The organism is Shewanella halotolerans (genome assembly GCF_019457535.1).
Classification (GTDB): domain Bacteria; phylum Pseudomonadota; class Gammaproteobacteria; order Enterobacterales; family Shewanellaceae; genus Shewanella; species Shewanella halotolerans.
The window spans coordinates 2,592,780-2,613,477 of sequence record NZ_CP080417.1; the positions used below are offsets into that span (position 1 = coordinate 2,592,780).

The following is a 20,698-nucleotide window of genomic DNA, read 5'->3' on the forward strand; positions in this document are numbered from 1 at the left end:
CCTGATATTTTGGTTAACTTATTGGTTTTCTAGATACTGACGCATTTGAAACTTAAGGTTTTGCTTCACACTTGGCCACTCTGAGGCGATGATGGAATAGACCACTGTGTCTCTTATGGTGCCGTCTTTCAGAATGCGATGGTTACGCAGCACGCCATCTTGCTTGGCGCCCAGGCGGGTGATCGCCTCGCGGGAACGCTGATTGTGCCAGTGGGTGCGAAATTCCACCGCAATCACATCTAAGGTCTCGAAGGCGTAGGTGAGCAGCAGGAGTTTGCACTCGCTATTGACCCCTGTGCGCTGGGCGCTCTTGGCATACCAGGTATGGCCTATCTCTATACGTCTGTGGGTCTGATCCCATGACATCAGGCGGGTACAGCCGACAATCTGCCCCGAGTGTCTGTCTCTGACGGCAAAGGCCAAGGCCTCACCGCGCTGCTCGCTGGCCAGAGCCTGCTCGACATAGGTCTTCATCTCATCGGGATGGGGCGCCGAGGTGTACCAGAGATTCCACAGTTCACCGTCGCTGACCGCGATGGACAAGGCGGGAATATGCTCCTCCTGCAGCGGCTCTAACACCACACGCTCACCACTTAAACAGCCTCTCAATGCGTCCTGACTCATGTTGATGCTCCAATGGGTTTGTTATAACAAAGCCATATGACCGATAGATGAAATTGCCTGTCTAGCCTTTGGCCCTGTTTACTCGCGATGACCTTTTTACAAGACTGCTTTTTACAAGAGTGCTTTTACAAGACTGCGACCAGATAGTTTCCGAGTTTGTTTACAAGCTAGATCACGAGATTGCTAATAGACACGCTAACAAAATAGCCAATTTAATTAAAGTGTTATCTTGTAAAGTAATACTTCATCGCCCTCGCCCCAGGCGATAAGCTCCTGACACTCGAAGCCGAGCTTCTCAAGCAGCGCCCGTGAGGGACCATTGCGTTCTTTCACTATGGCCAGCAGGCTGCTGAGTCTGAGCGCCTTAGCATGGGCAAGCACGGCGCGGCTGGCCTCGACCGCATAGCCTTTACCTAAAAATTCCGGCAACAGAGCATAGCCAAGGTCGATACCGGGCAGCTGCTCGCGGTTCACCAGGCCGGCCACGCCGACTGGCTCGCCACTTTGCCTGAGTTCGATGCAGTACATGCCATAGCCATGTTCCTGATAACTGTTGATCGGCCCCTCGATGAGGTGGTTTTCCGCCTGCGCCAGGGTGCGAACGCCGCGATCGCCTATGTTATCGAGAAAGCCCTGACTGTTGAGCAGGGTCAGCATAAAGGGGGCATCTTTTACTGTCATTTCACGTAAGACCAGACGCTCTGTTTCTAGGGTAAGCAATTCATTCTCCTAGGGGCTGTTTATCTTTCAGGTTTAATTTCTGTTCAATCTAAACGCGTTTTGCTCGCGGCGTGGGGCAAAGAAGCATAGTTGCGCTATGTGAATTGCACACAACAAAGAGCAGGATGCGTTTAGATGAACCCGTTGGGCAGCATTTGTAGGCCATTTCTACCTCGTTCTCGTCAGCTTATGTAGAACAACTACACTACACTGACTCCGCCTTGTATAAATCACCTAAAAGCTGCTGCAGAAACAAACAGGAAAGGTCAACAGCCCCTAGGTCACTTTCGCATTGGGTGATCTCGACTATACTGTGATTGGTTCTACATAGGAAGTGGTTCTAATGACACAACACGCGCCGAAAATCAGTCAATATCATGTCATTGCGGCAGTCGTCGCCGCCGAGCTCAATCAGACACTTAGCTACTGCAAACAGATAAATCTCACCGCCAGCAATGCCCAGGCAGCCTCGGCGCGGGTGGGCAATGCGGCGCTCGGTTTCAAGGCGTTAACTGGCTTCATCGACGATCTGGCCTCCTACACCATGAAGGCGGCCACCGACATCAATCAACTGGCCCACCAGGCCAGTCGTCTCGCCACAGAGACCGCCAGGGCGGCAGTGGCACTCAATCATTTCCAGCGAGCAAAACTCAAGGCCAATGGCGCGCCCTATGGCGATACCATCAACCCGGCCGTTGCCGCCACCCAGGCCCATCACAGCAAGTTACAGCAGGAGTTTGATCGCCTTATCGACAAGATGGAAAACCAGCTGTTTGAACTGAAACGCAACCTGCGCACCGCCAACATACTGGCCTCCATCTGCCGCATCGAGGCCTGCCGGGTCGATACCGCCAACCAGACCATATTTAACGACGTGGCCAACCGGGTAGATGATGTGGCCCAGTTGATCCGCCGCCGGGTCGACCATGCCATTACCCTGTTTGGCAACACTGCCCCCTGATCCACCTTTTTACCGAAAAGTTAACGACAAGGAGTCGCACCATGAAGAGTGAGCTGATCATCGAAACCCCTACCCACAAATGGCTCTACTTCGGTCGCGACCCCGAAAAACCCGATAAGATCATAGACACCAACCAATACATGGTGGTGAGCAGCCATCACGCCCTGTTGATGGATCCCGGCGGCATAGAGCTGTTTGCGGCCATGCTGGCCAATATCGTCAAGCATATCCCCCTGAGCCAGCTGACCCATCTGTTTGCCTCCCACCAAGATCCGGACATCATCTCCTCCCTCGGCCTGTGGGATCAAACCCTGCCCAAGGCCAAGCTCTACTCTCCCTGGCTATGGGAAGGGTTCATCCGCCATTTCGGCATGAATAACATCAGCTACGAGCCCATCGCCGACAATGGCGGCAGCGTGAGCCTGGATCAAGTTGAGCTGCAGTTTATTCCCGCTCACTACCTGCATGCCTCGGGTAACTTTCATGTGTATGACCCTGTGACTAAGGTCTTGATGAGCGGCGATATCGGTGCGGCGCTGGAAGATCCCCAGGCCGATATTTATGTGGATGATTTCGAGCAACACTGCGCCAAGATGGCCTATTTTCATCAGAGGTGGATGCCGTCAAATCGTGCCAAGAATGATTGGATAAAGCGGGTACGCAAGCTGGATATTCAATACCTCTGCCCTCAGCACGGCAGGATCTTCCGCGGTCCTCAGGTAAAGCAGTTCCTCGACTGGTTCGAGAACCTAAACGTGGGTGTGGGGGTATAAAAAAGAGTTTATGCTGGGGGCTAGCGTTAGCGTCTTAGCTCCCCTCTTCCGGCAGACAAAAAAATGCCCGCAGCAAGCGGGCAACACAATCACTTAGGGTGAAAACCTTCCATAGGTAATCTAGGGCCTGGTGACCTTTCAGGTTTACTTTTTGTTCAATTTAAACAGGTTTTGCTCAAGGCGCGAGCTGTGAAGCATAGCGGGCTATGTGAATAGTGAACAACACAGAGCAAAGCGTGTTTAAATGACCCCTTCGGGCAGCGTTTGCAGACCATTTCTACTGCGTCATCGTCAATTTATGTAGAGTAACTACACTGCACAGACTCTGCCTTGTATAAATCGCCTGCAAGCTACTGCAAAAACAAACAGGAAAGGTCACCAGACCCTGACCACTTTGCCAGTTTTTACTGCCCTGTAAACCCGACCAAAGTCGAAGCTATGGCACCTGGCTTCACATTCTCGCCGTATTAGAGGTAACGCACCGCCGAGTCGGCCGATTTCTGCGGCTTTAACGGCGCCTTCACCGCTGGCGTGCCCAGGTAGAGGAAGCCCACTATCTGATCTTGCTCGCCCAGACCCAAGGCCTGATGCAGATGACGATTAAAGGCCAAGGGGCCAGTGCGCCAAATACCGCCCAGTCCAAGAGCGAAGGCGGCCTGCTGCATCGCCATACAGGCGCAGCCCGCGGCGATATGTTGCTCGAGCGCCGGCACCTTAGGGTGCTCGGTTACCTTAGCCACTACCGTGACCACCATGGGGGCGCGCATCGGCATGTTGGCGGCCTTAGCGACCGCGGCCTCGTCACCACCATCCTTTTCCATCGCCTCTACAAAATGGTCAGCCAGGCGCGTTAGGCCATCGCCCTCGGCGACGATAAATTCCCACGGGGTGAGGCCAGCATGGTCCGGCACTCGCACCGCGGCGTTTAAGATCTGTGTAAGCTGCGCCGCATCGGGCGCCGGGGCGACTAGTCGGGGGCAAGACTGCCGAGTCAACAGAAGTTCGATCGCATCCACAAAGATTATCCTGTCATTAATACCGAACTTGAGGGTAGCAAATTGGTAAAAAAAATCCCACTGAAACAGTGGGATTTACACTCGATGGTGCAGGGTTAAGCCTTGGGCTGATACTTGCGGGCGATCCAATAATCCAGACTGGTATAGCGTCCGCCGCCAATGATCAGCAAGGCAAACAGCATAAACAGATAGGTGATGGCAAACTCGATGCCGTTGTTGAGGATCACAAAGTTACCCGAGGAGGTCAGCCACTCATAGTGACCATGTTCCTGCAAGAGCGACTTGGCCGCCGCGAGCTTCTCCGCCGAGGCCATCACCTGCTCGTTGGCCAGCCAGGAGCTGGGATCGGCGATGGCCAACCAGCCGTTTTTCCAATGCACGCTAAAGGCAGCCACCGCCATGGTGACCATCAAGGGAATAGAGATCAACCGGGTCGCCAAGCCCAAGATCAGCAAGAAGCCACCGACAAACTCGCTGCCGGCCGCCAGGGCCACCATCACCTCGGGCATGGGCAGACCCAGGCCCCACTCGGCGTTACCAAACCAAGCCACCGTGTCGCTAAAGTGCGACAGCTTGTTATAACCCGCCTGCATCAGCACGGGCGCCAGATAGAGCCTAAGTGCCAAGGCGGCGACGCCGTCGAGCTGGGCGATCCCTTGGGTAAATTTAGCGTACAGTTTCTGCATAACCTCACTCTCTCATTATTTTGTCATTACCTAATAGACCCTTAGCTAATCATTTAAATTTCAGCAAGAATAAACAAAGGTAAGAAAAACTATGACCTCCGCGAAATGAAATAAACAAGAAGAGATAAACGCAACAAGAAACCTTGCGTTAGCCCTGACGGATCAACAGAGTCAGAATTACAGAATCGGATTGACCAAGTCGGAAACAGAGTCGGACGACCAAAGACGCGTTAACCCACCAGCACCATGAAGTCATCGAAACATTGCAGGTAGTCGCTCACGCTGTGTGGCAGGCTGGCATCTGACTCGCCCTGCTTCTGCGGCTGTGCATTCTCCACCGACTGCAGCACAGTCTGCTTCAATATGCCCTCGCCCTGGCTTGCCATCAGCAGTGCCCAGCAGGCGGCGAAATACCAGTAAAGCGCCAGGGCGCTGGGAATGGCCGCGAGCGCCTTGTCATTGAGCTTGGGATGATCATTCAGATAACCGAGGATCAGCCTGTGACGCTGCTCACTGGAAAGCCTGTGAGTTGCCAGCACACTGGCGAGATCCACTAGAGGGTGAGAGCTACAGGCGTATTCATAATCGATACACCAGAGCTTCCCCTGGCTCATCAGAAGGTTATGGGGATTAAGATCCCTGTGACTATACTGGGGCGCCAACTCACAGGCATTAAGCTGCTCTAGCACGGCATCGACCCGTCCCTGGTGCGCCTTAAGCGCTTGCCATCTCATCTTCCAAGGCTCGAGATAGGAGATGGGCAGATCACTGCTGCCTGCCGCATCAAGACCTGCGTTATCTGTGCTCGCCGCATCTAGGCTTTCGGCAATCATCTCTAGCTGGCCAAAGTAGCGCCGCCACTGCTCTGTCACCGAGATTGGATTCTTGGGCAACGGCAATTGAGCTAGCCCCTTGAGTAGGTCGAGCAGCAACCCCTCGGCATCTGGCCGGCTGACGCACTCTTCCTGCAGGGGATGGGCGGGGTTGGCAGTCATCAAGCGGCTCCAATCTTCGCCTGTGTCGATGAAACGGCTGAGATAGACGCTATTGCCCGGCGCCACATACAAGAGCGCTGGCGCGAGGCCTTGCTCTTCTGCCAGGCGCCAGTTGGCCACCTCATGGTCGCGGGCGCTGATCTGGCTGCTGGCCTGACTGTTGATCCGCAGCACCAGCTGCTGGTTATCGCGGCTTAGATGATAATTTTGGTTGCTCAGTCCCCGCGAGAGCACCTGTATCTGTGTGCGCTCATCCAGTGGACAGCCAAGCTCAGAGAGCTGCACCTTAACCGCCTCGGGAAGGCTAACGCTCAGGCGCGCTAGCAAGGTGCTATTCGCGTCAGCACTATCGTCAGCCGACATCAGATCTCAGCCTCAACGAACAGTACGGCAAGACTCGGCCTAGTCATAGGAGTAGTCGCCCTGACTCGGCTGCTGCATACTGGTGCGCCATAGGAAATAACCCCCTATCGCCATGCCCACATACAAGATGAACAGCATAGAGGTGAGCATCAGTCCCTTGTTGAGATAGAGGTAGATGGAGACAAAATCGATAACCACCCAGTAGAGCCAGTTCTCCAGCACCTTGCGCGCCACCAGATAGGTGGTCATCACCGCAAAGCAGCTGGTTGCCGCATCCAGATAGGGGTAAGAGGCCTGAGTGTGGGTTGCCATCAAATGGCCGACCACCAGGGAAACCACGGTCGTCGCGACGATCAGGTAGAGATGCCGCCCAAGCGACCAGCTGACCACCTCGACCCCGTGATCTTCACCGCCGCCATAGCGCCACAACCAGAAGCCGTATCCCGCCATCGCCATGTAGTAGACGTTGAGCAGCGACTCCATCAGCAGGGAGACCTCCCAAAACAGCAGAGTGTAGATGGCGGTACTGACAAAGGCCGCCGCCCAGCACCAAATGTTGCCGCGCATCGCCAGCGCCAGATAGGCCAGTGCCAAGACCACGGCAACCGCCTCCCACGCCGTCATGGCATTGGCCTGTTCGAAGGCCTGAGTCAAGGTGCTGACCAATGCGGACCAGAAATCTATCATAGGATGTGTGTCGCTCCCTAATTGCGCCTTAAGGCCCTATTCTTGATGGGACAGGTCCAGCTCGCCACCGATAAACTTGACCACGAAGACCGCCTTGCCCCACTTCTCGTGAGCGGCTTCCATCTCGGTGCCCAACATCTGCATCACCTCGCCATATTCGCCGCACACCTGAGTAGCCATGGCATTGGTGCGGCGCTCGATATTGGCGTAAGTGTCAACCCGGCCGATGAACCACTTGATGGGATCGATATAGTTATCCTTCAGGGGATACATGCTAATTTCAGCGGTTAATTTCATCTTAACTCCTTAAGGGGGCGAGCCCTGCCCGCCCCTACAACGATTGGCAACAGCAAAGCGCCAATTACATAAACTTGACGTTGACAGTGATACCTAACTGGCGAGGATCGCCGTAGCGGATATATTGCTTATCGGCCCAGCCGTTATCCGGCTCGTTACCGAAATAGAAGCCGCGCACGCCATACTTCTCATCAAACAAGTTACGACCCCAGAGATAAGCCGACCAGGTCTCTGTCTCGTAGCCGACACGGGCATTGAAGATAGTATAGGGCTCTGACTTAGAGTCGTTGCTGTCTGAGTAGTAAAACTCGCTCTTGCCACTGGTAGTCAGGTTGGCAAACCAGCCCAGATCGCTACGATAGGTCGCCCCCGCGCTATAGGTAAGATTAGGTGAGTGAGCCAGTTCGCGGCCAGTAAGATCCACCAACCCACCATATTTGTCCTGATAGGCGTAATCGCCGTAGGCAGTCTCTAACCAGCCAAGGGTGCCGTATAACTTAAGATTATCAGTGGCATACCAGTTGGCTTCCAGCTCGGCGCCGTAGTTGTGTGAGCTACCGGCGTTTTCGACATAGAGGATAAACTTCTGTGGCTCGTCGGGGTTTTGCTGTGAGGCAGAGACCTGCTGATCGCGTCTGTCCATGTAAAACAGCGAGAAGTGTGTGGTCGCGTCGCCATCTAGCCACTCTGACTTGAGGCCCAGCTCATAGTTGTACAGAGTCTCGGCCTGGAACTCCTTCTTATCGCTCAGGGAAGCCGGCAGCGACATGTTAAAGCCACCCGCCTTGTAGCCACGGGCGATACGGGCATAGGCCTGTTGGCCAGGGCTAAGTGTCTTATTCAGAGCAATATGACCGCCCCACATGTTCTCTGAGGGCTCGAAGGCATCTTTGTCCGAGTCGCTGTAATCGCTCTCGCGGCGCTCCAGACGAGCCCCCACTGACAACGCGTAGCCATTGCCTAAGTCGCTGTCTAACTGGGCGAAAACTGCCAAGTTAGTCGCTTCATATTCGGCCAAGAGTCTGTCTTCCCAGCCGTTATAGACTTCGAGTGTGTCGTTGTCTTCTGTGAGTCTCAGACCATAGACGCCCACTAACCAGTCGGTGCTGCCATCGAAGATACGCCCCGCCTCGGTAGAGCTCAGACGAAACTCCTGAGACAGTGTGGTTCTGTCACCCAGCTTGTTCCAGGTGTAGTCGTACTGACAAGGTTCACCCTCGCAGCTGCGGGCCGCCCAAAACTCAGGGTTGGCCCAGTCACCGTCGTAGCCGTGGTGAGTATCACTCTGGGCCATTGAGCTAAGTGAGACCAGCTCGAAACTGTCGGCGCCCGAGTAGGTTAATTTAAGCGAGCCACCCGTGGTGCGCTGTTTGTCGACACCCGGCTCATCTGTGAGGGTATCGAAACCGTTGTTGTCCAGTGTCCAGGCGTCGTAGCCGTTGTTAAAATCGGCGTGCATCAGGCTGAGATCGGCCACCAGATCGTCAGTGGCATACCAGCGCAGCTTGATGCGGCCGGTAAATTCATCTCTGCCGTTAGTGTCGTCGCGGCCCAGATAAAGATTGTCGCGATAGCCGTTCTGCTCATGTTGCTGCAGCGATACGCGGTACAAAAGCTTGCCCGAATCGCTTAGAGGGCCAGAGCTGAATCCGCTATAGGTGCGAAGGTTATCGTCACCCAGTTGCACCTCGGCGCCATGTTCGAATACCGAGGTGGGATCGTTACTCTTGAGATATATGAGACCGGCTAAGGCGTTGGCGCCGTAGCGAGTCCCCTGAGGACCACGGAGCACCTCGACCTGCTGCAGATCATACATGCTGGAGATCATCCCAAGGCCCGACATGTCGATGTCGTCTATGATGTAGCCAACCGAAGAGTTAGGTGCGCCCTGGTACTCTTCCTGCTCGCCCACACCACGGATCTGGAAATATTTCGCCCGCGAGCTGCCGCCAGACCAGTTGAAGTTGGCGATGCCGTTGAGTACGTCTTCAAAGTGCTGGGCGCCCTCGTCCTCAATTTGCTGTTGATCTATGACGCTGATGCTGGAGGGCATCTTGTCCAGGCTAGACTGGCGAAAATCGGAGGTGACGACAATCACTTCCATCTCGTCGTTGGCTGGCGGCGTATCGTTCGCCATCAGGCTGGTATGAGTTAACGCCGCCGCAACGGCAAGGGCGATGGGTGAATAAGATTTTAATGTAAACATAGGACCTCAAATCAATATTGAGATCCGGCACTTAAGAAAGCGAGAAAGAATGCACAGACAGATTGTGTTAAATCTAGTGATGTGGCCCATTCCTACGCCGGTATTAGCCGGATCAGGTTCTAAGGGTTCGTCCCGCGGACATCTCAGTCAATCGCTAAGCTATGGCTTGGCGTTAACACCCCTTGGCGAGGCCGATTATACATGACTCATACAAAGAGTTGACATATTTAACGCAATATTTGCGCGTGATCCATAAAAAACGCCAGCATTGCTGACGTTTTCATCAAATTATTTGCTCGACTCATTCCTGAAAGCGATTTTTAATTGGAAATGGCCTCGCGCACATAGAGTTCACAACGCACCGCGGTGGCATTGGGGGACAGCGCCGTCACCTGCATCTGCTGCTTGCCGTGAAGCTTAAGGGACTTCCAGCTCACCCCCTCATCCTCAACCGTTGCGCCATTGATGTCATACCAGGTGAACTTATATTGCAGGCGCTGATCCTTTGGTGACTTACTGATAATGGTGCCGCGGGCCCGCAGGAAACCCGCCTCGGCTTGGGTGGTCACCGCGCTGACGTCCACATCTGAGTGGAAGGAGCCATTATCGACCCGAACCTCACCAGTGGAGCTGGTCATGATGCCGCCGGTATGGGGCGCACAGGCGCTCAGTCCCAACAACAAGCAGCCTAACACTAATCCTTTGTTCATCACTATTCTCCTTACGCTACACCTTAATGTCTATTCGATCAGAAAATGGGCACGGGCGGTGGCAATCAAGGCCTTACGGTTGGTTTGCCAGCAGTTGATGTTTACGTTCGCCACGCGGCGTCCCTGACGGGTGATCTTACACTCGGCGAAGCTATCTCTATGGTGGCCAGCCCTCAGGTAATCGATTGAGAAATCGACGATTTTTGGCACCTTGGTGGTCTGCATAAACACCATCAGCTGCACGATCGCCGACATCTCCATAAAACCGGCGATCACCCCGCCATGAATGGCCGGCAGGGTTGGATTACCGATATTTTCATCTTTCTTCGGCAGCTGAAATACCAGCTCGTCACCGAAGCGCGCCACCTGCATGCCAATAAACTTAGCATAAGGAACATGGGCCAACAGGTGACCGAAATCGTTGAGTTCTGTCGCCTTCTTAACGATATCTTTAACGTTTAATGCCTGATTGGCTTCTGGCGTGACCATGGTCATTTCCCCTCTCCCATCAGAGCCTGTCTGAAGGCGTCGCCCACCATCTCAGGGCTGATACGCATGAAAGAACCCACCGCATGGGCGATAGGATCGTCGATAGAATCCTGATAGGCAATGGCGCGGGTAAAGGCCACGCTCGAGGAGAGCTTGTAACACTCGGCAAAGCCATAGACGCTTTTGTTAGGTTCGGCGGGTTTCATGTAGTCGACCCGCAGATCCAGCGTCGGCGACAACTCCAGCGACTTGTACTTATCGAAGATGTTGCAGACCACGGCTGTGCCGCAGGCGGTGTCCATCAGGGTGGTGATCACCCCGCCATGTATCACGCCTGTGTCTGGGTAACCGATAAGCTCACTGCTGTAGGGCAGCTCGATCAGCACATGCTGCTCACTGGCTTCAAGCACACTGAGCCCAAGTCTGCGACACTGCACTAGCTGACCGACGAAGCGGGTCGCCAAGTCTGTCAGCGGGAAAAAATCAGGGTTTGTCTTCATTACTCTACACAGTCCAAGAATAGTCTGGGATTAACGCGACACTAGCGGCCCTAGGAAATCACCGCCTAACAGGTGCATATGGATATGGAAGACTTCCTGACCGCCATGCTTATTGCAGTTCATGATGAGACGATACCCATCCTCTGCGATGCCGGCTTCATCGGCCAGCTTGGCCGCTACCGTCATCATGCGCCCCAGAGCCTTCTCGTCCGATGCCTTGACATCGTTAACCGTCGGGATCAGATGATTGGGAATGATCAGAATATGGGTTGGCGCCTTAGGCTGAATGTCACGAAAGGCGGTGACCAATTCATCTTGGTACAGGATATCGGCGGGAATTTCGCGTCTAATAATTTTACTGAAAATGGTCTCTTCGGCCATTGCACTATCCTCAATATGACGTTAATCCTGTCAGTATACTCACAAATAAGCTGTTTGTGATCCATCATATAAATAAAGGAGTTAACTCAGTCGGTGAGTGATGATTTTTTAGCTCGGACAATGAAAGAACCCACCTGAATAACCAAGTGGGCACTATGATAAAGGGGGCCCTATGAAAAGCGGGTGCAATGAGAGTAGGCAGCGTAATTAGCAGCACGGCGCTGAACACGGCCGATCACCCCATCGATGTTAGCGACTATTTAATCGAATGCTAATCTATCGCTGTTCATCTTATCTTGCTGTTTGAGCTGCTTGAGATCCTCGCGCTCGGCTTCTATCTGCAGTAGCTTGGGCGCCTTGAATGTCAGCTTGAGATAGGCATCTTGGCGGGTCTTGGCCACCTGCTCTAGCGCCACATTGGTGCCATCGTCGGTAAAGCCATACCAGCGCTTGCCGTAGCAGCTACCCTGCAACACACATTTATAAGAGCTCATCTCACTGCCAATGAACTCTGTGGTTTGATAGCCGGTATCGACTAGCGATTGCTTAATAAAATTGAAATCTTCTTTATAGTCATCATCATACAGTCCATAATTTCTGCTTGTCATGATGACTTTTAGTAGCCCATGTTGCCTATCGGCAAAAAGCACATAATCCTTGGCTAGAGATAAAGACTTAGGTAATACATGGGTTTCTACCCTAAGTTCATCTCCCTGGCGTTTGACCTCGCCATACTGGCTGACATCTTCACCCCAATCAAGCCCGAAAGGCGCCATTCCATGTGCATAAAGTGGCGCTAACACTACTAACAATGCTAACTTCTTCATCGTACCTATTCAGCAAGTCAAAAACTTGACGAATTCTACCCTATTGGGCTGCGACACGAAACCAAACTCAATTAAAAACCTATAAAAAATAAAAGGTTAACCAAAGTTAATCTTAAGTAATATAGATGTTAAATTTGAACCCACCGACATCATACAAAAGTGCTAAGCGCTATGCATACATGCATAGCAAAGTATGACACAAAGCAAAAACAGCCTTAGCTTTGATTGATTTTTGCTCGCACCCTGGCCTCGGAATGGGCTTCTAACCAATATTTTTGTAACACTGGACTGCGCAGACCACTGGGCTGATCGGCTAAATTCCAAGCACCTTTCCAGATCCCATCGGCAATCATATGCACCACCGCACTTTCGATGGCCGATGCCACACACAAACTCACAGGCTCGTTTGAGGTATAGCCAAGCTCAGACTCAAGCAGCTCCTGGGCATCGATAAACTTAAACACCCCGGCTGTGATCTCTTTGGACAAAATAGACTTAGTAGTGGTCACGCTACTCAATAAGCGTCCGGTGCGAATATCCACCGCCCTCAGGTTGACTGTCACTGTATCGACACGAAACTGAGTTGCCGCGCCTATGCCCAGGTAGCGGGCCCCCGCGCCACCGGTTCTGACATTGGTATCATAGGCGACTATGCCACCTTCCATCAGGATCTGCGCCGAATTCAGCTGAGGCAGCTTGTTGGCATCGCCGTTAAGCCCGGCCCTGACAATCTTACGTTCGGTAAGTAGATTCTGCAGCCCTTCACGTTCGACGGGAATGAACCAACTGGAATCATTCAACGCCTGGGCCAGAAATGCGGTGCCACTCTGGGGCACGGCGGTAGAAAAGTTACTCGACGGAATTGGCTTATACTGACCTGTCTGATCTCGAAAATCATACACGGCGGCCAGCATCACCCCCTGGGGCGCAGGCAGGTTGATAAGATCATAGTAGCTCTCGCCCTTAGGCATTAGGCTCGAAGAGGCTTGTACCTGTTCGAGATCACTTGTGCTAGAACATGCAGAGAGAAATAACAGGCCAGCGGCCATCAACAAAGGTTTCATCGTTAGCCACCCACACTCGAACTGTCGCTCAACCCACCAACTTCGATCACCGTTGTTTCGCCGGTCAATAGATCGGTAATATGCACCAGTAGCATGCCATCTTCGTTGACCACTTGGATTTCGAAGTCCGTGGTCTTGAGATAGCCCTCACCGCCATTGGCCGCATCGTTAAAGAGTTGGCTCATCAGACGAGACTCAAGGGAACTTGCCATGCGCTCGAGGGCACTGGGGGGTGTATAACCTGAGCCACCCTTGTGATCGTTCTGCGCCGAGGCATTTGCCAACAGGTAGGAGCCATTGAGATAACTGCCACCAAAATTGGGGTTCACTGGGGTATAAATAAGCTGCGTCGCCTGAGAGCTCAGGCTGAACGCACCCGCCAATAGCAGGGCTATCGGTCGAAAAGACTTAGCTTGATTCATTGAAAATGTCCCTATTAGAATTCATCAGGCGCTAAATCGGGATCCAACCACTGAGCCCAGCTAGCCTGTTTCTTGTTTTGCTTCAATATACTGTCGACGCGTCTGGCCACCTGCTCCGCCAGCTTATCCAACTGCCGACTTGCCGGTGACACCACTGTCACAAAGATAGGTTTGCGATTGTGTAACACGCTGATCTTGCTGCCACTTCGCGCAGTGGCCAGCTCGACAATACTCAGTCCACCGTGCTCCGTCATGCCACCTATATCTCGATAGGCGGCGACAAATTCACGATAAAATCTGTGTCCGACGCGGGTCATCGCGCGGTTGAGGATCAGTCCGTCGATGAGATCAGACTCCAACCTAGGCGGCGCGTCACTCGTGCTCTGCGCTGCCAATTTACTGCCCTCGTCGACATCGGGACCCTGACAATAAACAGGGGCCGAGAAGGCCGCTAACAGGAGCAAGCGGCCAAGGTATTTCACTGCTGAACCTCGTGCAGATGAGTCTGTGCCCAGGCAATCGCCTGTCCACGACTTGAAACACCAATCTTTCTAAACACACGATAGAGATGCGTCTTGATGGTGCTCTCGCTAACAAACAACTGATTGGCGATATCCACGTTAGTGCTACCCGAGAGTAATGCCTGCAGCACCTCTCGCTCACGAATCGTCAGGTTATCGGCACCGTCGAGTTGCTCCTGATCCGCAGAAGCCGACAGCAAAGCATGGGGGATCACCGTCTGGCCGCGTAGCACATTGGCTAAGGCCTTGCCTATATGCTCAAGGGAAGCATCGCCATAAAAGACGGCGGCGGTAATGGGGGAAATTAAGAATCTTGCATCTATCTGTTTCGGGTAGTGCAAGAATACCACGCGGGCGCTGTGGCGCTTCTCGATCTGCTTTTGTACCTGGTAGGCACGCTGCACATCTATGGTGGCGAGATCGATAACGACCAAAGAGTAATTCCCTTCACTCATAGTCACTTCAACACTCTCGGGGGTAACCTTAGCCAGTTTAACCAGAAACTCCTGGGGCCAACGCGTCTCCAACAGATCAATCAACAGTTGCGATCGCGATACCACTACCCAATTTATCACTTTGAACATCCTGCTCACTCCATGTCGCTAGTTATAAGCGTATTCCATTAAACCGACACATATAATAACAACTATAGAATTAAAAATAACATCTTAATTGCGCCAATTTTATCAAGCCCGACCACAATATCTGTTTGAGGTGAGATCCCTTCACCTTATCTTTCACCGCCTTACTGCTGAGTATAACCCTGAGTCACACTTGCTCTCTGTGCATTCCCCCACTGGGTTACAATCACCCCATGACCCGAACCATTTTGATAGATGCTAACCTCATTGTCATAACCGCTCTGCTGCACATAGGCCTGGTTATCGCTGCCCCGCTGCTCAGCCACCAGAGACAAATTAGACCCAAGTTGACTGGCGATCAGGCTGTTGTTGACCCCAACCTGCAGCAGTCTGGCCTCTATCGCCTCCCCCTGCTGCAGCAGATACGCCTGATTGCCGATCCCCTGCTGCTGCAACTCGGCGCTGTTGGCCACCCCAAATTGGGTAAACAAGGCGCGGTTCGCGTCGCCGCTCTGGGTAATATCGGCCAGCAGCGCATCCCCAAGCTGCATGATGCGAGCATTATCCCCCAGGGCCAACTCATCAAGGCTACTGAGATCATCTGCCCACACAGGCAAGCCAGCAAAAAGCATCGCTAACAAGAACAATCCGCTGATTGCCTGACGCCAGGCAAAATGCCCGGCCTTAAAGACTGCTTGCATCAATTTTGTTTCCATCCGTGGCGCACCTATCAGTTCTTATGGCCAAGATTATCTATCTAAGACGAAGGACTTACGTCCACAAAGAGTATTAAGTCCCGCTAGACAAAGTATCTATTCAGGCAGCAGGCCTAATACTTTTCTACTAAAGGAAAATCTCAAAAGATTGGATTTAGAGATGAGTGCGGCGATAAAACACACGGACTGGTGAAGGCTTATCCGCCATATACCCGCCTTTTGGCAGAATCTGTGCACCGTTGGCATGGGCTAATGGAATTGATTAATGATAAATGGAGAGTTGAACTCGCAGATCTGGCTAATATTCCAGCCACGAGTGATTGGACAGAAATAAGGCTGCCGATGACAGATACAAAAACACCGGCAAATTGCCGGTGTTTGTCGATTATCCTGTAATGAAAATCTTATTTCTTCAATACAGAGTCTGCGGTGCGGCCATCGTCGTGGCAGCTATCACAGGCTGGGCGATCGCCCACGTTTGAATCATGTGGCGCGTGACAGTCGGCGCACATCAGATTACCGTCGTGTGGCTTATGCACTGCGTCCATCTCGGCTAGCGTACCGTGACAGCTTTGGCACTGCTCAAATTCGTGAGCACCATCGGCAGATGGTTCACCATTGGCGTGACACGCTTCACAGCCTTCCATCTCAGCATGCATCTCTGCAAGTTCTTGAGGCTCAGCCATTGCCACTGGAGACAAGGCTAGCGCCGCCAAACCAGCACCAAATAACGCACTTAGAATTTTATTGCTCACGATAATTTCCTCTCTTATGTTTGGCGATGTGGGTGTAGTTGTTATGTCCCATCCTGCCTTGTTCCTGATTGCACAACTTAGCTTAAAATAGCTAAGGTTTTGCAAATAGGCAAATTTCTCTTGCGGGCATACTAACAATAGCAACTCGTTAAAAATGTGCACTTAATCAAATATCTATGCCGCAAGCCTCATACTCACAGATAAACATGATCCACATCACACTACGGCTATGCAAATGAGCATTTCTCGTTGCCGCTCAAAAAGGCAAAACCGCAACTGCAAAGAAAGGATATAAAAAACGGGAGCCTAGGCTCCCGTTTTATCAATCGACAATCGATTATTGTGCGCGCAGTGCTTCGATACGCTTTTCCAGTGGCGGATGACTCATCATCAGTTCGGCCATCGACTTCTTACCATTGATACCAAAGGCGGCCATCTGTGCTGGCATGGCACCAGTTTCAGGGCCTTGACGCAATCTGTCCAGCGCCGCAATCATCTTATGCTTACCAGCCAACTGAGCGCCGCCGGCATCGGCCTTGAACTCACGAACACGTGAGAAGTAAGCCACTATCATAGATGCCAGGATACCAAACAGCATATCCAACACGAAGACGACTGCCATGTAGGCAAACATGCCCAGGCCTTCGCCCTCTTCGTCGTTGCTGGCAACGAAGTTATCGATAATGCTCGCCACCACGCGGGCCGCGAAGATCACGAAGGTGTTCACCACGCCCTGGATCAGAGTCAGGGTCACCATGTCGCCGTTGGCCACGTGGCTCACCTCATGGGCCAATACGCCTTCGATCTCATCTTGGGTCATGCCGTAAAGCAGTCCGCTACTGACGGCGACCAGAGAGTTGTCCTTACTCGGGCCTGTGGCAAAGGCGTTTAGTTCGGGTGACTGGTAGATGGCCACCTCAGGCATCTTGATACCCGCCTGCTCAGCCTGACGCGCAACGGTTTCAACCAACCAGCGCTCCATGTTGTCGCGCGGAGTGGTGATCACTTCACAACCCATGGTCTTCTTCGCCATCCACTTAGAAATCGCTAAGCTGATAAAGGCGCCGCCGAAACCGAAGATGGCGGCAAAGACCAATAGCCCGCCCATGGTCGAGGTGTTAACCCCTAAAATAGACATCACAATTGAAGCGACCAGCAAGATTGCCATGTTTGTCGCGATCAATAAGAAAATACGCTTCATGTAAGCTCCTATAAGCCCTGTATGAGACACCCTATGTGTCATCAGCCTCTCTTAACGACATAATATGTCCGATAAGTCAGAGTTCAAGGGTTGAACGTAAAAATATTTTTGGTGGGTACGATTGAGTGCGCAGCCACGCCAAAAAGTGTAGACCTTGGCGTGGAGTCTAGAAGCCCTATATTAAGCCAATCTTAAATTTATCGGCTTTGGCGGGATAAGCCGTTAATCTTTATTAATAATTCCTCCAGTAATCAGAGAGTGGTGTTTTGTTAATCAAAGGCTCTCATTCAACAGGCGCTATTGATGCGAGAGTTGGCTAACCTTGACCTAGTACCAGCTTGGTAAGATCTAAGTATTGCGCGGCGTTTTGGCTAGAACATTCAGTAAGATGTGGGATGACCCCGAGACATGGGGCGTCCATCAAGGCAGTAAGCGCCGAGAGGTTTTCGTCAGTCACCTGCATATCGGGATCGACGCAGTTTGCCACCCAGCCAGCTATCTTTACCCCATCGGCCTGAATCGCCTCTTGAGTCAGCAGTGCGTGGTTGAGGCAACCCAGCTTAACCCCGACCACCAAGATCACCGGCAACTGCAGATCGATTGCCACAGTGGACAGAAAGGCCTGTGGATTAAGCTTACCCTGAACCCGAAGCGCATAGTTAAGCGGCAGACGCCAGCCTCCCGCCCCTTCTACCAAGGCAAAATCCACCTCATCAAATGGCAGGGCCATAAGTTGAGCCGTGACCAGATCGGCATCAAGAGTGACGCCTACCTGCTCGGCGGCGATATGGGGCGCGATGGCAGGCTTAAAGGCAAAAGGGTTCACTCTTTCATAGGCAAGCTTCACATTAGACTGAGCCATCAATGCCAGGGCGTCGCTGTTTCTCAGCCCTTCAGACGTCGGCTCACAACCCGAGGCGATGGGTTTTACCCCTAAGGTACTACCTTGCTTGCTCGCCAGATAGAGGAGTGAGGAAGCCACCAAGGTCTTGCCACTGTCGGTATCTGTGCCGGCGATGAAATAACGCATTAACCCTTTCCTTAACTAGCCTCTGCGGCTCGCATGAATAAATAAGATTTGATAGGTCAAGGGAAGTCCCTCTGGCTGACGCATCGCCTCGGCGCGATCGCAGAGGGCCAACCAATCCTGACGCCCACGAAGCCTAGGTAGCGGCTTACTCACTGAGCCCTTTGTTCCATTTGAGCCCAGAGTTTCATCTGAGTCTTGATTGCCATCTGAGTCCTGAGTGACATCTGAGCCTTGGGAAACAGAGCTGCCCATAGCGGCAGAGGCGCCTACCCCCTTGATGGAATAGAGCAGCGTCTTAAGATCGTCGAAATGCACCCGCAGAGGTTCTACCGATTGGTGCTCAATTTGCCAATGGGTATCACTGAACCCATCGAGCAACGTCTGGGTTTGCTCGAAGCCATTAACCCTTAGCCCGAGCGCGTCGAGCTCAGAAAGGCTATCATCGACGACGATGGCGAGATGACATCGACCGCCGGGCTTAAGTACCCTGGCAAGCTCACCTATGGCCGTCTTGATATCGCTGCACCACTGCAGCGCTAGGTTTGAGTAGAGGGTGTCTATGCTGGCATCGGCAAGGGGCAACGCCTGGGCATCGCCGCACAGCGCCTTGTAGCCAGGAAAACTTTCGAGCATCTGCGATAGCATACCGGGGGCGATATCCAGCCCCAGCACCTCATTAAGACCTGGCGCCGCGGAAAAATCTGTACCTGGGCCACAACCGATATCTAACAAACGTCCGACGGGCACCACTTTGGCCCTCAGCCTCTGCGCACTGAGACGCTGCACCTTGTCATGCTCCTGATAGTGCTTAGCCGCCTGGGAGAACTGCCGCGCTATCTTGTCTGCACTAATCGCCTCTTTCATACAGTCTTTACCTTGCACTTTAGGCACTAGTGTTGGCATTTGTCTTGGCAATGAACTGGGCGTTAGGCTTGGCATCTTGCTCGACATATTCGTAGGCACATCTTTGGCTAATTCACTACACACAGAATCAGACTTCCTTTGGAAAAATAAAATGCCGCTTAATCTTGCAAGGCTTGCTGCAGCTGATCGGCCAGGGCCTCGATATCTGCCTGGGTATGATTCACATTTAAGGTGATCCTGAGCCTGGCACTTCCCTGAGGCACGGTCGGTGGCCGAATCGCGCCCACCCAGAAACCCGCGGCCTTTAGTTCACGATCGACCTTGGCAAGCTTATCGATATCCCCCACCACCAGCGGCTGTATCGGGGTATGACTACCAAGCAGCCTAAGCCCCCTCGCCTTTGCGGCCAGCTTAAATGCCTCAATCAACTGAGCCAATCTGTCTCTGCGATCACCGTTTTTAATCAAATTCACCGCCTTGAGGGTCACATGGGCACTGGCCGGCGACAAGGCAGTGGAATAGATATAGTCCCTGGCATGGGCCACCAGAAAATCGATACTGGCGCGCGAGCCTAAAATCGCCGCACCTTGGCAGCCAAGGGCCTTACCGAAGGTGACGATTTGAAGATCACAGCGGCTGGCATCGACCCTGTTGTGCCCGCCCAGTGGCAGGACGCCAAAACCGTGGGCATCATCGACTATCAACCAGGCATCATTTGCCTGTGCAAGCGTATAGAGCTCATCTATGGGCGCCATGTCGCCATCCATGCTGAAGACGCTCTCGGTCACCACCGCCAGCGGCTGATGCTTATCTACCAGTAGCTTGGCCGCATCTAAATCGTTATGGGCGAAGCGTTTTAACTGGGCGCCGCTTTCCAGCAGGCCGTCGATCAGGGAGGCGTGGATCAGCTTATCGGCCACCACCACACTCTCCTTGTCCAGCAAGGTCTTCATCAAGGCAGAGTTAGCGCTAAAGCCGCTGCTAAAGAGCAAGGCCGCCTCATGGCCGGTAGCCTCGCACAGCGCCTGCTCGAGCGCCGCGTGGGCATCGCTATAACCTGTGACCAAGGGCGAGGCCCCGCTGCCGACGCCGTATAATCTCGCGCCCTCACCTAGCGCCTCGATAAGCTCAGGCGATTGACTCAGGCTCAGGTAATCGTTGCTGGCAAAGTTATGCTTGATGCTTCCCTGATGCACTAAACGGTTAGCACCGCCAACCGACTGAGTCAGTTGCTGACGACGCCTGAGCAGCCCGCTTTGTTCCGCGCGCTGCATCTTTTCATCGATTTTCTGCTGAAGCCGAGGCATAT

Annotated in this window: 25 protein-coding genes and 1 riboswitch; of the genes, 2 read left to right on the top strand and 23 right to left on the bottom strand. The window is 52.9% G+C overall.

Annotated features, from left to right (window positions below; all coding sequences use genetic code 11):
- Positions 1–18: 18 nt before the first annotated feature.
- On the bottom strand, positions 19–624 hold the full coding sequence (locus K0H81_RS11070; RefSeq protein ID WP_220058357.1) for a GNAT family N-acetyltransferase: 606 nt from the start codon (positions 622–624) through the stop codon (positions 19–21).
- Positions 625–840: 216 nt separating this feature from the next.
- Positions 841–1,344, bottom strand: a complete 504-nt coding sequence (locus K0H81_RS11075; protein ID WP_220058358.1) for a GNAT family N-acetyltransferase — start codon at positions 1,342–1,344, stop codon at positions 841–843.
- A gap of 343 nt (positions 1,345–1,687) precedes the next feature.
- Between K0H81_RS11075 and K0H81_RS11080 the strand changes: the two genes are divergently transcribed.
- Positions 1,688–2,305 carry a chemotaxis protein gene (locus tag K0H81_RS11080; protein WP_220058359.1) on the top strand — a complete coding sequence of 206 codons (618 nt, stop codon included), beginning with the start codon at positions 1,688–1,690 and terminating at the stop codon, positions 2,303–2,305.
- 41 nt (positions 2,306–2,346) lie between these two features.
- A complete protein-coding gene (locus K0H81_RS11085) occupies positions 2,347–3,078 on the top strand; it encodes an oxygen-binding di-iron domain-containing protein (RefSeq protein ID WP_011865540.1) in 732 nt (243 codons plus the stop codon).
- Positions 3,079–3,545: 467 nt separating this feature from the next.
- Here K0H81_RS11085 and K0H81_RS11090 read toward each other — a convergent pair whose 3' ends face one another.
- From K0H81_RS11090 to K0H81_RS11190, 21 genes are all read right to left on the bottom strand, one after another.
- The gene (locus tag K0H81_RS11090) at positions 3,546–4,094 is read right to left on the bottom strand and encodes an NAD(P)H nitroreductase (protein ID WP_220058360.1); all 549 of its coding nucleotides are present in this window, start codon (positions 4,092–4,094) and stop codon (positions 3,546–3,548) included.
- Positions 4,095–4,189: 95 nt separating this feature from the next.
- Positions 4,190–4,780: an HvfX family Cu-binding RiPP maturation protein gene (locus K0H81_RS11095; RefSeq protein ID WP_220058361.1), complete on the bottom strand. Its 591-nt coding sequence runs from the start codon at positions 4,778–4,780 to the stop codon at positions 4,190–4,192.
- Between the two features lie 230 nt (positions 4,781–5,010).
- Entirely contained in the window at positions 5,011–6,138 is a 1,128-nt protein-coding gene (locus tag K0H81_RS11100; protein WP_220058362.1) for a phosphotransferase, read from the bottom strand.
- Between the two features lie 39 nt (positions 6,139–6,177).
- Entirely contained in the window at positions 6,178–6,825 is a 648-nt protein-coding gene (gene pnuC / locus K0H81_RS11105) for a nicotinamide riboside transporter PnuC (protein ID WP_144198952.1), read from the bottom strand.
- A gap of 36 nt (positions 6,826–6,861) precedes the next feature.
- Positions 6,862–7,122 carry a hypothetical protein gene (locus K0H81_RS11110; RefSeq protein ID WP_220058363.1) on the bottom strand — a complete coding sequence of 87 codons (261 nt, stop codon included), beginning with the start codon at positions 7,120–7,122 and terminating at the stop codon, positions 6,862–6,864.
- A gap of 64 nt (positions 7,123–7,186) precedes the next feature.
- Positions 7,187–9,328 (bottom strand): TonB-dependent receptor, encoded by a 2,142-nt coding sequence (locus K0H81_RS11115; RefSeq protein ID WP_220058364.1) that lies wholly within the window; start codon positions 9,326–9,328, stop codon positions 7,187–7,189.
- Between the two features lie 72 nt (positions 9,329–9,400).
- Positions 9,401–9,521, bottom strand: a riboswitch (TPP riboswitch).
- A 127-nt stretch (positions 9,522–9,648) separates the two neighbouring features.
- Positions 9,649–10,038 (bottom strand): YcfL family putative periplasmic lipoprotein, encoded by a 390-nt coding sequence (locus K0H81_RS11120; RefSeq protein ID WP_220058365.1) that lies wholly within the window; start codon positions 10,036–10,038, stop codon positions 9,649–9,651.
- A gap of 30 nt (positions 10,039–10,068) precedes the next feature.
- Positions 10,069–10,533 (bottom strand): PaaI family thioesterase, encoded by a 465-nt coding sequence (locus tag K0H81_RS11125; protein ID WP_011865532.1) that lies wholly within the window; start codon positions 10,531–10,533, stop codon positions 10,069–10,071.
- The gene (locus K0H81_RS11130) at positions 10,530–11,027 is read right to left on the bottom strand and encodes a PaaI family thioesterase (protein ID WP_011865531.1); all 498 of its coding nucleotides are present in this window, start codon (positions 11,025–11,027) and stop codon (positions 10,530–10,532) included. Before K0H81_RS11130 ends, K0H81_RS11125 begins: the two co-directional genes overlap by 4 nt.
- Positions 11,028–11,057: 30 nt before the next feature.
- Positions 11,058–11,408 (bottom strand): purine nucleoside phosphoramidase, encoded by a 351-nt coding sequence (hinT, locus tag K0H81_RS11135; RefSeq protein ID WP_011865530.1) that lies wholly within the window; start codon positions 11,406–11,408, stop codon positions 11,058–11,060.
- Between the two features lie 260 nt (positions 11,409–11,668).
- A complete protein-coding gene (locus tag K0H81_RS11140; protein WP_220058366.1) occupies positions 11,669–12,220 on the bottom strand; it encodes a hypothetical protein in 552 nt (183 codons plus the stop codon).
- Positions 12,221–12,450: 230 nt separating this feature from the next.
- A complete protein-coding gene (locus K0H81_RS11145; protein ID WP_220058367.1) occupies positions 12,451–13,299 on the bottom strand; it encodes a CsgG/HfaB family protein in 849 nt (282 codons plus the stop codon).
- A 2-nt stretch (positions 13,300–13,301) separates the two neighbouring features.
- Entirely contained in the window at positions 13,302–13,721 is a 420-nt protein-coding gene (locus K0H81_RS11150; RefSeq protein ID WP_220058368.1) for a curli assembly protein CsgF, read from the bottom strand.
- 14 nt (positions 13,722–13,735) lie between these two features.
- Positions 13,736–14,203, bottom strand: a complete 468-nt coding sequence (locus K0H81_RS11155; RefSeq protein ID WP_220058369.1) for a curli production assembly/transport protein CsgE — start codon at positions 14,201–14,203, stop codon at positions 13,736–13,738.
- Entirely contained in the window at positions 14,200–14,826 is a 627-nt protein-coding gene (locus K0H81_RS11160) for a LuxR C-terminal-related transcriptional regulator (RefSeq protein ID WP_144198940.1), read from the bottom strand. The genes K0H81_RS11155 and K0H81_RS11160 overlap by 4 nt, the downstream gene beginning before the upstream one ends.
- Positions 14,827–14,987: 161 nt before the next feature.
- The gene (locus K0H81_RS11165; protein WP_220058370.1) at positions 14,988–15,539 is read right to left on the bottom strand and encodes a curlin; all 552 of its coding nucleotides are present in this window, start codon (positions 15,537–15,539) and stop codon (positions 14,988–14,990) included.
- A gap of 404 nt (positions 15,540–15,943) precedes the next feature.
- Positions 15,944–16,294, bottom strand: coding sequence for a tetraheme c-type cytochrome CctA (gene cctA, locus K0H81_RS11170; protein ID WP_144198938.1), 351 nt, complete (start codon positions 16,292–16,294; stop codon positions 15,944–15,946).
- Positions 16,295–16,631: 337 nt separating this feature from the next.
- Entirely contained in the window at positions 16,632–17,495 is an 864-nt protein-coding gene (htpX, locus tag K0H81_RS11175) for a protease HtpX (RefSeq protein ID WP_144198936.1), read from the bottom strand.
- 316 nt (positions 17,496–17,811) lie between these two features.
- Positions 17,812–18,525: a dethiobiotin synthase gene (gene bioD / locus K0H81_RS11180; RefSeq protein ID WP_220058371.1), complete on the bottom strand. Its 714-nt coding sequence runs from the start codon at positions 18,523–18,525 to the stop codon at positions 17,812–17,814.
- 15 nt (positions 18,526–18,540) lie between these two features.
- Positions 18,541–19,389 (bottom strand): methyltransferase domain-containing protein, encoded by an 849-nt coding sequence (locus K0H81_RS11185; protein ID WP_220058372.1) that lies wholly within the window; start codon positions 19,387–19,389, stop codon positions 18,541–18,543.
- Between the two features lie 158 nt (positions 19,390–19,547).
- Positions 19,548–20,696 carry an 8-amino-7-oxononanoate synthase gene (locus K0H81_RS11190; RefSeq protein WP_220058373.1) on the bottom strand — a complete coding sequence of 383 codons (1,149 nt, stop codon included), beginning with the start codon at positions 20,694–20,696 and terminating at the stop codon, positions 19,548–19,550.
- Between the last annotated feature and the right edge of the window lie 2 nt (positions 20,697–20,698).